Origin of the sequence: Bacillus massiliigorillae, assembly GCF_000380245.2 — a bacterium.
Lineage (GTDB): Bacteria > Bacillota > Bacilli > Bacillales > DSM-1321 > Bacillus_AD > Bacillus_AD massiliigorillae.
The window spans coordinates 1,480,486-1,493,057 of sequence record NZ_HG428741.1; the positions used below are offsets into that span (position 1 = coordinate 1,480,486).

The following is a 12,572-nucleotide window of genomic DNA, read 5'->3' on the forward strand; positions in this document are numbered from 1 at the left end:
AGTAACTATGAAGAAGAAAGAAAAGCGTCAAATTGCTTCTAAATTTCGATTGAACCTATTATTTTTCGTTATATTTCTTATGTTTGCTAGCTTGATTCTTCGGCTTGGATTCGTTCAAATTGTCAAAGGCGAAGAGTACAGTGAAGAAACGAAAGCAACTACAACAACAACGTATAAATGGAATGCTCCTCGTGGTAAAATGTATGATCGCGAGGGGCGGGTTGTAGTAGAGAATGAACCTGTATATACATTGACTTACGCCAAACCTGAAGATGATTCAAATTCATCGCTTCTTAAAACAGCTAAAAAATTAGCTAATTTGATTACAATTGATACATCCGAAGTGAAAGATCGAGATAAGAAAGATTATTGGATTCAATTGCATGAAGAAGAAGCGAGAGCGAAAGTGACCAATGCTGAGCGTGAGAAACTAGACGATGATGAAGAATATCGATTATTGTTGAAACGAATTACTGATGATGAGTTGAATTCAATAACGAATCAAGAGATGCAAATATATACAATTAAAAGCAAAATGAGTCAAGATGTTGCTTCTGCAAGTCGGATTAAAGAAGGTTTAACAACAGAAGAAATAGCAAAAGTTAATGAAAATTTGGATAGCTTGCCAGGAATTGAAGTAAAACTAGATTCAAAACGAAAATATCCATATGGAGATACCTTTAGACAAATATTTGGGAATATAGCTCAAATACCAGCGGAGAAATCAGAGGTATATCGTGCTAATGGTTATGATTTAGATGATACGGTAGGTAAAAGTTTTCTAGAGCTACAATACGAACAGCTCCTGCGTGGTCAAAAGGAAGAGCAAGTGTATGAGAAGAATCGTCAAGGAGTATATACGAGTCAATCAAAAGTTAAATCAGGTGAGCCAGGTAAAAACATTGTTTTAACGATTGATATGGATTTGCAACAAAAGGTTGAAAAAATCATAGAAGATGAGCTTAAGAAAGAGCCAACTGCTGATGGTGCATATGTTGTCATGATGAATCCAAATACTGGTGAAATACTATCAATGGCTGGGAAGACGCGTGAAGGAGCTACCATTAAGGATGAAACGTATGGTGCTGTTTATAATGCATATGCTATGGGATCAGCAGTAAAAGGAGCTACCGTATTAACGGGTTATGAGGCAGGTGTAATAAAGCCTGGTTCAACTTTCTTGGATGCACCTATTAAATTAAAGGGAACTCCAACGAAGAAGTCATATACGAATATGGGTATCATTAATGATTTAAAAGCACTTGAACGATCCTCTAATGTGTATATGTTTCATATTGCGATGGCAATTGGTCAATATGATTATGATACGAAATCAGGTTTTAAAAATCCTGAACTTGCTTATTCAAAGATGAGAAAATATTTTGCTCAATTTGGTCTTGGAGCGGCAACAGGCATTGATTTACCAAAGGAAGCAACAGGTTATAATGGTGGTGTGCAAAAACTAGGGAATTTAATGGACCTTGCTATCGGTCAATTTGATACGTATACTCCATTGCAGTTAGCTCAATATGTTTCAACAATTGCAAATGATGGGAAACGAATGCAGCCGCATTTTCTGAAAGAGGTTCGTAAAGCGAATGAAACTTCTTTTGCAGATAGTGAATTGCTTGATACATTCACACCTAAATTGTTAAATAAAATTGATATGGATCAAAAAGAAATAGAACGGGTGCAAGAAGGATTTCGTCAAGTAATGAGTGGTAGTCAAGGGACGGCAACGAATTATTTTGGGAACGCACCATATAAGCCTGCCGGAAAAACAGGAACAGCACAAGTATATGATGGAAAAGGTGGCTATGATTATAACTTAACATTAGTCGCATATGCACCGTATGAAAATCCAGAAATCGCTATTTCTGTCGTTGTTCCAACAGTTGATCATGATAGCAGTTCGATTAATAAAAACATCGGTAGAAAAATAATGGATGAGTACTTCGGTCGTTCACAATCAACAAATGAATAGTAAAGAGGTTGAGCAAAAATGTTTTTTTCTCAACCTCTTTTTGTACTAAATCAGAATAAGGTAAGGCTATGTTGAAGTATTTGTTGAAATGTTATAATGAATAATTATTACATATCATTTTTTAAATAAAATACTTCTTTTGAATAGGAGAGCGATAATGATGAAAATATTAGTAATAGAAGATAATGAAAGCGTCTCTTCCATGCTTGAAATGTTTTTTGCGAAAGAAGGAATAGAAGGTGTCTTCGAAGCAAATGGGTTAGAAGGATATAAGAAGTATCAACAAGGGAACTGGGATGTTTTAATAATAGATTGGATGTTGCCTGATATGGATGGTGTGACCATTTGTCGAAAGATTAGAGAAGAAAAAAGCACTGTGCCTATTATTATGCTAACTGCAAAAGATAGTGAATCAGATCAAGTGCTTGGATTAGAAATGGGTGCAGACGACTATGTGACAAAGCCTTTCAGTCCACTCGCTTTAATGGCTCGTATTAAAGCGGTCACTCGTCGTTACCAAACAACAGCACCAAAAGAAAATGTTGAAAAAGGTGTTATTAAAACAGAATCTTTCAAAGTGAATAAAAATACGAGAGAAGTTGTTATTAACGGAGAACCTGTTACAAACTTAACACCAAAGGAATTTGATTTGCTTTATTTTTTTGTACAACATCCAAAGCAAGTGTTCTCACGTGATCAATTATTAGAGAGAGTTTGGAGCTATCAATACTATGGTGATGAACGAACAGTCGATGTACATATTAAAAGATTACGAAATAAAATTGGAACAAGTCAGCAGCCGTTCTTTCATACCGTTTGGGGTGTAGGGTATAAGTTCGATGAAACACCGGTTGAGTCACATGAAAATTAAATATATTTACCAACAATTAATAAGCCATATAAGTATTATCGTAGTAGCCTTCGCAGTGCTTAGTTTAATGTTCGGACAATATATGGAAAGTTTAGTGTATAAAAATAAAGCAGAAGAGTTAATTTCTTATGGGGAAAATATATTAAATGATGTTAGTCGTTCGTATGGTTACGGTACGGATGAGTTAAACGAATATCGTCATGTATTAGCGGGTAGACAAATTCAATATCACATTTTTAATAAAAGTAGCGAAATCACTTTTTCTTCGGGTGGACTTATAACGCTTAAATTAACAGATGAAGAATGGAATGATATTAAAAAGGGTGTTACAGTAATAAAAAACCAAGAATATAGACGTTTTGATCAAGGGGTTACTTTCGTTCTGCTTCCGTATTTCCAAAATGATAAGTTTATTGGTGGGATATTATTAACATCGCCAATTAGCGGTTCAAGGGAAATGATTTCAGAAATAAATAGATATTTATTTTACACTGTCTTAATTGCACTTGTTGTTTCTATTTTATTAAGTTGGTTCCTTTCTAAATTTCATGTAAATCGTATTAAGAGAATTCAAGAAGCGACATCTTTAGTTGCTGCTGGCGATTATTCTGTACAGATTCCTTCGTCAAACTTTGATGAAATTGGTGAGCTTGCAGAGGATTTTAATAAAATGGTAGAAAAATTAAATACGTCTAATGATGAAATTGAATCATTAGAAAATCGTCGCCGACAGTTTATGGCAGATGTTTCGCACGAATTAAGAACGCCTTTAACGACAATCAGTGGTGTTATTGAAGGAATTCGAAATGATATGATTCCAGAAGTAGAGAAGGAGAAGGGTATTAACTTAGTAAGTAAAGAAACAAAACGATTAATACGTCTTGTAAATGAAAACTTAGATTATGAAAAAATCCGTTCTAATCAAGTAAAGCTATTTAAAGAAAATATTCAATTATTTGAAGTGCTTGATGTTATTAAAGATCAATTAGATATTCTTGCAGAGGATAAAAATAATACAATTATTGTAGAGGTCAATGATGATGTATTTATATATGCTGATTATGATCGTTTAACACAAATTATCATTAATATAACGAAGAACAGTATACAATTCACTGAAAATGGAACGATTTGGCTGCGTGGTCGAGCTGAACCAAATGAAATTGTAATCGAAATTGAAGATACTGGTATCGGTATGGACCCTGCTCAAATTCAAAATATTTGGCGACGTTTCTATAAAGCTGATATTTCACGTACAACAAATCCATATGGAGAATTTGGATTAGGGTTATCGATTGTACAACAATTAGTTAGTATGCATGAAGGACATATTGAAGTAACCAGTCGAGAAGGACAAGGTACAAAGTTTACAATTCATTTTCCATATAAAAGTAAAGAAGAATGAAATTAAATTGAAACCAATTTTGAATGATAAAAAAAGCGTAAAAGGGCGTTCGAGAAGCGAGGGAATATCACTTTTCGGATAGCCTTTTTTTTAATTGTTTGGAAATAAGATGTACGTAGTTTTTTTAACATTTGGTAACACTTTGTTAACATTTTCACGTTAATATAAATATATACCTTATTGAAGGAACGATTTGTGGAGGGAAACGAATGGTAGAAAAGATGAAAAATAAGAAATTCATGCTTGCTATTGGTGCGGTTGTTGTAATAGTGCTAGCAGTAGTCGTTGGTTCAGCTTTTTCAAAGAAAGATGCTGTGGCAAGTGTTAATGGTGAAGATATAACTAAAGAAGAGGTATATAACATTCTTGTTAAGCAAGGTGGAACAACCGTCGTTGATACATTAATCAATAACAAAGTAATTGAACTTGAAGCGAAAAAGAAGGATATCAAAGTTTCTGATAAAGAAATTGATAAAGAGCTTAAGTCATTTATTGAATCATATGGTGGTGAAGATGCGTTTAATTCAGCACTTAAACAAAGTGGAATTACGCTTGAATACTTCAAAACAGATATTGAAAACTTCTTAAAAGTAGAAAAAATCTTAAAACCTTCTATTAAAATCACTGATAAAGAAATGAAAGAGTACTTTGAAGAAAATAAAGATTCTTTTGCTCAAAAAGAGCAAGTTGAAGCTAGTCATATTCTTGTAGAAGATGAAGCGAAAGCGAAAGAAGTAAAGAAAAAATTAGATGCTGGAGAAGACTTTGCTAAATTAGCGAAGGAATACTCTACAGATACTAGTAATGCTGAAAAAGGTGGAGAATTAGGTTACTTTGGGAAAGGTGATATGGTAGAAGCTTTCGAAAAAGTTGCTTTTGCTACTAAAGTAGGCGAAATTAGTGAGCCAGTCAAAACAGATTATGGCTACCATATTATTAAAGTAACAGGTAAAAAAGAAGCAAAAGAAGCAAAATACGAAGATCATAAAGAAGAAGTAAAAAAAGCATTGTTTGATGAGAAGTTAAATACAGAATATCCAACATGGTTAGAAAAGACAAAGAAGAAATATGATATTCAAAATTCATTAGCGAAAGATGAAGAATAATATAGAAATGTTGCATACTCTTTAACCTAGTATACAGGTGTGGGACAAGCTTCTAATTACAAACAATTTCACATAGATTCTTATACTGTAAATAACCAATTAAACCGCTTGGAAATTATCCAAGCGGTTTTTTCATGTATTGAAGGTGTTAATTACCAAAGTATTAGGTAATTAATGTTATATTTATAATACAATTAAATTCTATTAAAAGGACGTGAGTGTAAATGATTCATCCAATTATTGTACCTACTAAATACTCATTAAGAAGTTTTAATTTTTATTTAGTTCAGGAGGAAAATGAATTAACATTGATTGATGCGGGTATAAATATTGACGAATGTTGGGAATATTTCAACAGAACTTTAAATGAAAATGGATTAAGTGTTCACGATATAACTCGAATCATTCTCACTCATAATCATGAAGATCATACAGGATTGGTAAATCGAATAACCTCAATAAAAAATGTACCGATTTATGCCCATGAAGAATCGATTATTCGTTTAAAACGAGATAAGGATTATTTTTCTCTTAGAATTGATTTCTTTGACCAACTATATCGTGAAATGGGATGTGGTGAAGAGGGAAGAGAGCATGTTGGAAAATTAAGAAAAGCGATGAATAGTAAAGAAAGATTTAAGATTCAAGGAGACATTCATCCAATTGTAGAAGGTGATATAGTATCAGGGTTGCAAGTTATTGAAACACCTGGTCATTCACCCGATCATGTCGTTTTACTCCAACCAGAAACTCAAAATCTATTTGGGGGAGACCATCTTGTTGGGCATATTTCTAGTAATGCAATCGTAGAACCAGACCGTCAAGGAAATAGAATTCTTACAATAAATGAATACTTGCAATCTCTTCAGAAATGCTTAGAACTTGATATAAATACGGTATACTCAGGGCACGGACGAATTATCAAAAATCCTAAAGAACTAATTCATCATAGAATCGAGAGAATTCATCAAAAATCTGAGCAAATATTAAGCCTAATAAAGGAAGGTATGACAACAGCAAGCGAAATTGCTCGAAGCTTTTATAAAGATAAGTATAGGACTGAATTTAGCTTAGTTATGTCTGAAATTATTGGTCATATAGACTATTTAGAGCTATGTAATAAAATAAAGAAAGAGAAAAAAGAAGGAGTTTGGCATTACTCAGAATTATAGTTGAAAGGGAAAATGATAGCAGGAAGAAAAGTATTTCACAATGGTTATCAGATTATCCGCTATTAGCTCCACATAAAGCTCAAGCTTTTCCTGAAACATCTCTTCAACTAATATGTGATAATTAATTACCTATATCAGGCTCGTTAAATGCATGTCGAAGCACTAGCTATTCAACATGAACAAAGAAAATATTAGTTGTAATGATATCCTAATAAACCTTTTAAAATGTAGTGAGTAAGTAAATGTTATAGGATGGATATGGGGAATGCTAACGTATTCTTTATATTTTTTAAAAAATAGAGAGAAGACATTTTAACTTTGGGCAAATCAATGGTAAAATAAAATAGATTTTTTGATAATAAGAAATCAAATCATGTCAATGCTAGAACAGGTTACATATTATCATAAACAAAGGAAAGGAAGACATAACATGACTAAAACTTTAGGACGTATTACAATGGAAAACGGAGGAGTTATCAACATCGAATTCTTCCCAAATGAAGCACCAGGAACAGTAGCTAACTTTAAAAAATTAGCTGACGAAGGATTCTATAACGGGTTAAATTTCCACCGTGTTATTCCAGGATTCGTAGCTCAAGGCGGATGCCCACACGGAAATGGTATGGGTGGCCCTGGCTATTCAATAAAATGTGAAACTGCTGGAAACCCACATAAGCACGTTGCAGGTGCTTTATCAATGGCTCATGCTGGTAAAGATACTGGTGGAAGCCAATTCTTTATCGTTCATGAAGCACAACCACATTTAGATGGAGTTCATACTGTATTCGGTCAAGTGAATGCAGAAGATATCGATACAGTTCTTTACATCAAACAAGGTGATGTAATGAAAGAAGTAAAAGTTTGGGAAGAGTAATTAGTTGAGAAGAAGTAGGATGAAATCCTGCTTCTTTTTTTGTTTATAAAATTATGGAATGTGACTGTAATCTTATGCATGGCTAATTCGAAAATAGTTAAATAGGTAAGAACTAAAAATGAATAATACTTGCTTACCATTTGAGGCAGTATTGCATATGTCTCTTTTTTGTTTATGTTAATATAATTTATAGTATTTAATTTATTGCTAAAGAAATATAGGGGGAGAAATTTTGAAAGGTTTAAAGCTAGTATTAATTGTTATAATTTCAGCTGTTTTTTTGAGTGGGTGTGCGAGTGATAGGGGAAATGAGAATAATCGGGAGAAAAATGTATTAACTACAATTAATATACCTCATGTAAATGAGTATTCTTTTTTATATGTACAAGGAGCAAAGGGAAATGCATCATTTTCTGAATCAACGAGTACAACTATTAATGATAACAAAAAAATTAAAGAGTTTATTAATAAAATAGATGGTATGAAAGTAACCAAACCATCCGATAAAGAATTAGCAGAACAAATTAAAGCACTTAATCGTCAAGACAGATATACTTTTATATTATCTAATAGTGAGACAATGGATGATATGGTTTATCCAATTAGTATCTACAAAGATGGAATTGTCCAGTTCCAAGATCCTGAGATAGAACAAATTACCCTTATTTCTAAAGAAAAATATCCTGAATTATTTGGAGAAATTAAAGACATATTAGAAATTACTTTTTAAAAGCATCGATTATGATGCTTTTTTTAATTGTTATTATTTTTGTTATGTGTTCAAAAACCTTATAAATAAAGGGATTTTCTATCCCTATATCTTAATGAAATCCATATTTTATTGTAAATATTCTTTACAGTACATTACCGAATGGTATAATTCACCTGAATTAAAACAAGCTGAATTAATTTCAAAAGAGAATAGTAACTCAATTTCTACGGAAAGAATCTCTAGATTAAAAAAGGAAATTGAGGAGTTTATTGAAATATATGATGAGGCTGAACATTATCAAAAACAAATAAAAAAACGGCAAAATCAAAATAAATCTATCTCTAGATAAAATCCAATTTTTCAATGAAGTAAAAATGGACAACCCTGTTACTGAGGAATTAGGGGTATTTAAGACATCCCATTCCGAATAGTATGGGTGGCCCTGGCTATTCAATTAAATGTGAAACTGCTGGAAATCCACATAAGCACGTTGCAGGTGCTTTATCAAAGGCTCATGCTGGTAAAGATACTGGTGGATGCCAATACTTTATCGTTCATGAAGCACAACCACATTTAGATGGAGCTCATACTGTATTCGGTCAAATGAATGCAGAAGATATCGATACAGTTCATTACATCAAACAAGTTGATGTAATGAAAGAAGTTAAAGTTTGGGAAGAGTAATTAAGGAAAAATGATACATTCGAGGCAGCTTGAGGGCTGTCTCTTTTTTATGTTTTATAACCTCTCTTATTAATATATATATATAAATCTTTTGTAGTTTGATAAAGTTCTTCAACATTAGTAGCTACATTCTAAATGTCTTGGGTCGATAGCTATACTGTGAAAATTGAAAAAAATGATGTTGAAAGATTTTATTTAAATCTTATGGAAAATTTTAATATGTTTATTAAATGTTATAGATAATTACAAGCCGGAGTTAGAGGGAGGATGAATGTGTAAAAAAAAGAGCCTTCTAATAAAGAAGACTCCAAAACAGAATTAGCTTTCATCCAAACTTACTTAAAAGAGATAAATGATTCTCTATAGTGTAATACACAAAGGTTAAAATTAGGTAAAATACAAAAAATAGTCTCTTTGACTTTCACAGCAATAGTGACCAGAGAATCAAATTAAGAATCTATTAAAAGAGCGATCACTTTTCTTAATTTTGTTGCTAATAGAGCTTATAAAGGAAATGTAGTTTTGGAAAGCGTGAGTGAGTTATATGTTTAGTGCATTCTATTAAATACATTGTAAAAAGAGGTTAAATCCTAATTTGTTTTAAATTTCTAAAATCTCAATAAAATGTTTTTTAGAAAATGATATTTTGATATAGTAATTATGTAAAACAAAATTCCGAATATATACAGAAAGGAGATTAAACTGAAAAAATAATCATTCTTGAAATCCTTTTCATACGAACTAAACACCCTAAGCTAGTACAAAGAAGGGAGTCATTAAAAATGAAACTAAAAACAATAGGTATACTAATTGGATTATCTGTTGCTTTTTTTTGTATTTCAGATACGAAGGCAAATGCTTACGAAAGGCAAATCCGATTTAGTGGATATGATTGGGATGTTCGGCATAATGATGTATTACAAGGCCCAGGTCCAAATTATTTCAGTGACAGCCAATCAAATGTGTGGGTTGATTCTTCAGGGAAGTTGCATATGAAACTTACGTACCGGGATGGAAGCTGGTATGGTGCGGAAGTGATTAATAGAGAAGTTCTCGGATATGGGAAATATACGTTTTATTTAGATGCAAAATTGGATGAATTAGATCCAAATGTGGTTTTTGGTTTATTTACATATGATACGGAATCCCCTGATGCACAAAAAAAAGGCTATCGAGAAATTGATATTGAATTTGCAAAATGGGCAGACGAGCATTACCCGAATACGCAATATACTATTTGGAGCTCTGAAACGAAAAGGCAATTTCACGCTTTTAATAGTTCTATGCCACAAGGAACCTATTCAACACATAGTTTTAATTGGCAACCAAAAAAAGTGGAATTTGAATCACTTGGAGGTCATTATGCACAAGCACCAAATCAAAACTTTATTTGGCAAAGATGGAATTATCAAAGTAAGCTCGTTCCAGACGAAGGAAAGGCAAAAATACATATGAATCTATGGTTGTTTAATGGAGATGCACCAACCAATAATAGTGAAGTAGAGGTCATTATATCGAAATTTACGTTTGATCCATATAAATCAAGGAATTAAAAAATATATCTATTATTAATTGGAACTTCTATAAGTATTGAAGTTTAGGAATGTTACAATAAAAGTCTATAACGTAATTGATGAGTTTTCACATGTATTAAACATGTAAAAGAGGCGTCTTTTTTGCTTTATGTTTGATTCTATTTTTTTAGAGCTATCTCCAATAAAGCACTTCTGATTTTAGGTTAAAATGTAATATTATTTGTTGCTCACTTTATTAATGGAATTATTGTTTTAATTATGTTTTTTCACTATGATTGACAGGATTACTAGCTTAAGGTTTAGTAAATGAAGATGGAAATATAGTTAATATTTTGAAATTATACTGGTTATTTAATTTAGTTGGCGTTCATATTGTATTCGGTTAAGTAAACGCAGTAGATATCGATACAGTTCATGACATCAAACAAGATGTTATTAATGAAAGAAGAAGTTAAAGTTGGGGAAGAGTAATTTTTATTGGAAAAGAAGTAGAACATGATTCTACTTCTTTTTTTGTATGGATTTTTATAAAATGCACATATTATAACCATGAACCTCCATTATGATGGAACCTCAAAAGTTTGAGATAGGATTTATTTTCTGTCTCTTTTTTTATTTATAAATAAGGTATCTTCTAACTGATTTCCCCAATGTTTTTTATTGAGAAGTATAATTTCTGAGAGTAAGTTACCGAAATTATATTAAAATTTTAAAAAATAGTATTATATATCCTTGCATAAATTTGATATGCTTATACTGATTGTTAAAAATTGGGGGGTATTGTTATGTTTTTTATGAAGAGAAAAGAAGTAGATGAGGATATTACACGAAGGGATGATTTCCTTGTAAAATTAGATATAAATAATGAAGCGGATCTAGAAAAGCAAATAAATATGATTGAACTATCTATAAAAGACTTAGAGATAGTAAAATCTTTGAAGCCAATTATAGAAAGACATATATCTCAGATAGTGGATAAATTTTATCAAAATATAGAATTTCAACCACAATTAATTAGTATTATTGAACGACACAGTTCTATTGAAAAATTAAAGCAAACTTTAAGAATCCATATTATTGAATTATTCGATGGACAAATTGATGCTAATTTTTTTAAACAAAGAATAAAGATTGCCGAAGTGCATGTCAGGATTGGCTTAGAGCCAAAATGGTATTTAAGTGCTTTTCAAAGTATATTATTGACTTTAATAAAAATTGTTCAAGAAGAGATATTAGATAAAACAAAATGCATAAAGGGAATTGAAGTAATTACTAAGTTGTTAAGCTTAGAGCAGCAAATTGTTTTAGATGCATATGACAGAGAATCGAAAAGAATTGAAAAAATTGGTGATTTAGAAAAAAGAAATATACGAGAGCAGGTTAATAATTCAGCCCTTAACCTAGCTGAAATTTGCGAAAAGACACTTTCAAATTATCAATTAGTGGATAGCAAAGCTAGCGAAATATCAAAACTTACATATGCTAGAATGGAATTGTCTAACCAGGTTAGAGAAAGAGGCCAAGATGGTCAAAAACAACTTCAATTCCAATATGATAATTTAAGTAATACCAATATAGCTGTGAAAAAAATTCATGAGGATGTTAATAAGCTATTGGATACAATTAAAGATATGCAAAGTATTGTACAAATCGTGAAAGGCATAGCGGATGAAACTAATCTTCTAGCATTAAATGCGTCAATAGAGGCCGCAAGAGCAGGTAAGTATGGAAATAGTTTTGCAGTGGTAGCAGAAGAGGTTAGAAAGTTATCATATAGTACAAAGCAATCTTCAGAAAATGTTTTTTCATTAATTTCTAATTCAATGATTCTTGTGAATAACCTTTATGATTCTTTAGAACATGTTCAAAAAGATACTGAATCAGGAAAAGGATATATGAAAGAAATAAAAAATTACTTCTCAGATATTTTACAAACATTAGATGAAATAAAAATTAAAAACAATCAGATAGAAGAGGAAGCAAGTGTATTTAAAACGTTTATGACTGATACCAACATAGCTTTTGAAGATGTGGCACAATCCGCAAATCAACTATCGATAATTACAAATGAAATGGATTGATGATGAATAAATTTTGCTCTACCATATATGGTAGGGTTTTTTTGTAGTAATTTGAGAATTACGAATACCTGAGAAGGATAAAGTTAATGAAACAAACTAAAAGAGGTGTGCTCGAATTATTAACACTGATTAGGTATTTATTGTTTTC

General features: G+C 31.6%; 9 protein-coding genes and 2 pseudogenes. All 11 read left to right on the top strand.

Annotated elements, in window-relative coordinates; genetic code table 11:
- Window positions 1–7 precede the first annotated feature (7 nt).
- The 11 genes and pseudogenes from TX86_RS06885 (at window position 8) to TX86_RS27760 (ending at window position 12,424) form a co-directional block, all read left to right on the top strand.
- Window positions 8–1,984: a peptidoglycan D,D-transpeptidase FtsI family protein gene (locus tag TX86_RS06885; protein ID WP_042347474.1), complete on the top strand. Its 1,977-nt coding sequence runs from the start codon at window positions 8–10 to the stop codon at window positions 1,982–1,984.
- Between the two features lie 160 nt (window positions 1,985–2,144).
- A complete protein-coding gene (locus tag TX86_RS06890) occupies window positions 2,145–2,855 on the top strand; it encodes a response regulator transcription factor (protein WP_042350259.1) in 711 nt (236 codons plus the stop codon).
- Entirely contained in the window at window positions 2,845–4,260 is a 1,416-nt protein-coding gene (locus TX86_RS06895) for a sensor histidine kinase (protein ID WP_042347476.1), read from the top strand. Before TX86_RS06890 ends, TX86_RS06895 begins: the two co-directional genes overlap by 11 nt.
- Window positions 4,261–4,469: 209 nt before the next feature.
- Entirely contained in the window at window positions 4,470–5,366 is an 897-nt protein-coding gene (locus TX86_RS06900; protein ID WP_230203586.1) for a peptidylprolyl isomerase, read from the top strand.
- A 224-nt stretch (window positions 5,367–5,590) separates the two neighbouring features.
- Window positions 5,591–6,538, top strand: coding sequence for an MBL fold metallo-hydrolase (locus TX86_RS06905; protein ID WP_042347478.1), 948 nt, complete (start codon window positions 5,591–5,593; stop codon window positions 6,536–6,538).
- A 430-nt stretch (window positions 6,539–6,968) separates the two neighbouring features.
- Entirely contained in the window at window positions 6,969–7,412 is a 444-nt protein-coding gene (locus tag TX86_RS06910) for a peptidylprolyl isomerase (RefSeq protein ID WP_042347480.1), read from the top strand.
- 232 nt (window positions 7,413–7,644) lie between these two features.
- Window positions 7,645–8,142 carry a hypothetical protein gene (locus tag TX86_RS06915; RefSeq protein ID WP_042347482.1) on the top strand — a complete coding sequence of 166 codons (498 nt, stop codon included), beginning with the start codon at window positions 7,645–7,647 and terminating at the stop codon, window positions 8,140–8,142.
- 399 nt (window positions 8,143–8,541) lie between these two features.
- Window positions 8,542–8,808: pseudogene (locus tag TX86_RS06925) on the top strand (peptidylprolyl isomerase); the annotation flags it as partial.
- Window positions 8,809–9,590: 782 nt separating this feature from the next.
- Window positions 9,591–10,361, top strand: coding sequence for a glycoside hydrolase family 16 protein (locus TX86_RS06930; protein ID WP_052343567.1), 771 nt, complete (start codon window positions 9,591–9,593; stop codon window positions 10,359–10,361).
- Between the two features lie 776 nt (window positions 10,362–11,137).
- Window positions 11,138–11,662, top strand: a pseudogene (locus TX86_RS27755) (protoglobin domain-containing protein); the annotation flags it as partial.
- Between the two features lie 168 nt (window positions 11,663–11,830).
- Window positions 11,831–12,424, top strand: a complete 594-nt coding sequence (locus TX86_RS27760; RefSeq protein ID WP_439096844.1) for a methyl-accepting chemotaxis protein — start codon at window positions 11,831–11,833, stop codon at window positions 12,422–12,424.
- The last annotated feature ends 148 nt before the right edge of the window (window positions 12,425–12,572 follow it).